The sequence below is a fragment of the Ruegeria sp. BJ5 genome, assembly GCF_056537865.1.
On record NZ_JBQFSH010000015.1, the window covers coordinates 1 to 1,779 of the forward strand.

2 protein-coding genes are annotated in these 1,779 nt (G+C 56.7%); both read right to left on the minus strand.

From position 1 onward, the window contains the following. Window positions 1-267: 267 nt before the first annotated feature. Complete coding sequence (locus ACR0NY_RS19075; protein WP_480771301.1) at window positions 268-1,242, minus strand: ExeA family protein; 975 nt, start codon at window positions 1,240-1,242, stop codon at window positions 268-270. Continuing rightward, window positions 1,242-1,703 (minus strand): hypothetical protein, encoded by a 462-nt coding sequence (locus ACR0NY_RS19080; protein WP_480424837.1) that lies wholly within the window; start codon window positions 1,701-1,703, stop codon window positions 1,242-1,244. Before ACR0NY_RS19080 ends, ACR0NY_RS19075 begins: the two co-directional genes overlap by 1 nt. Between the last annotated feature and the right edge of the window lie 76 nt (window positions 1,704-1,779).

Here is a 1,779-nt window from a genome sequence, read left to right on the forward strand (position 1 = left end):
GGCTATGCCGTGCGCCTCGTTCATCCGCGGTTCGTAATGCCGTTTGTCAAAGGCTCCAAGAACGACGCTGTTGATGCCGAGGCGATCTATGTGTAGCGGCTTGAGATCATAATCCGTTGGGCGCGAGATCATCGCTGTTTCTGGCTCAGATTATTTGAGACTATAATTCGATTTGGGACCACTTTATTTGAGAACGGGCTCAGAATAATTGAGACGGGCTCACATTTCTGAGACTGGGATCGGTGGGGTGAGACCATCCACATGACCTCATAGCGACAACCCCGCCATCCGCATTCGCTCTGCCAATTCGCGGGTCCGCGCGGGTTCAAGCTGCCCGCACAGGAAGCGTTTGATCTCGGCAGGTTTGGACTGGAACTGATCCGCCAATACCTTCACAGAATAGCCCTGCCGGGTGAGACGTGGCTCCAAGTCATCAAAGTCGGGGGCCAGGGTGGCCGACACAATATCCGGCGTGATTGGTTTCTGGCCGATGCGGAACCCGGCCTCCAATGCCCGGTTTAAATATTCGGCAAACTGTAAGGGTGTGGTCAGGCGCTCTGCCAGTAGGTCCAGCGCCGCCGGTTCGATAATCTCGTCAAGTGGAGCGTCGTCCTCGGTACACTGGTCCAAAAGCCAGTCGAGATAGGTTCGGGACTCTTCCCCCAATCCTTCGAAGGGCAGGATATCAGTGCGATGCCCGATCTCTTCCATCGTTGGGCGGCGAAGGTCGTTTCGCAGCTTCGGATGGCCGACCAGAATAACGGACAGATTGCCTCCGCCGCGCGCGATCACTTCCATCAGGCGTTTCAGCCCGATCAATGTCTTTCCATACAGATCATGGGCCTCATCGACAAACAGCGCCACGGGCTTTCCGGAGCGGGCTACCAGCTTCTGAAGTTCTCGTTCCCTCTTTTCACCTTGGGTTGGAATCTTTGGTTCTTTCTCTCGTGAGAGATCGTAGAACAGGGCTGAGATTAGCGTCGGAACGGTCGTGCGGGCTTTGTCCACCGACAGGCTTTCGGCGACAGTGACCTTCTTTTCGCGCGCAATTTCATCTTGCAACCGGTGCAGGAACACAGTCTTGCCGATGCCAACTGGGCCTGTCACAGCGATCAGGCGTCCGGTTCCAATGCCCGCCCGGACGGTGTGGGTGATCTGACGATGGTTCTCGGTCTCATAGAATCCGGCAGCTCGCCAGTCCTTGATCAGCCCATATCGCGCCATGATCTCGGCATTCAGCATTACTCGCTCTCCTCTTCAGCGGCCGGTCGCTTAGGCGAGAACCGGGCAGTTATTCCTTGTTTGATTTCCGTCTTGTCGAGCGTGCGGTCGACAAGATCATTCACGAACGACAGATCCTCGTCTGTCAGGCGGGCCAGCGGCTTGTGCAGCAAATCCGAGACCCCGCGCAGCGCATCCAATCGGCTGCTATAGGTGAACTCTCCATAGGGATCCGGATCGACAAAGGCCTGGCTGGCGAACGGCAGTACGTCTGCGGCTTTGGCCAGGCTTGAATCCAACCCGGCAAGCGCCGATCTGGGCACCGAGATCTTCTGCGCAAGATCTCCGATCCTGTCGGCCCGTGCCTGTGTTTGTGTTTTCTTGGGCTTGCGATAGCGATGCAGCGGGATAGGCCCACCTGTCGGGCGGTAGGGGCCAAAGCGCTTGTCGTTCCACTCAACGAACAGCTCGTGATCAAACACCTGCAGACCTGGTTAAGAAAGTGTCTTGGCCCCCTAAAACTGTGCCACAGTTGGCTTAGTTTTGGAGACGGGATTG

Bases quoted from the DNA above. Each gene is read 5' to 3' on its own strand.
- ACR0NY_RS19075 (WP_480771301.1), bottom strand. From the start codon at position 1,242: ATGCTGAATGCCGAGATCATGGCGCGATATGGGCTGATCAAGGACTGG.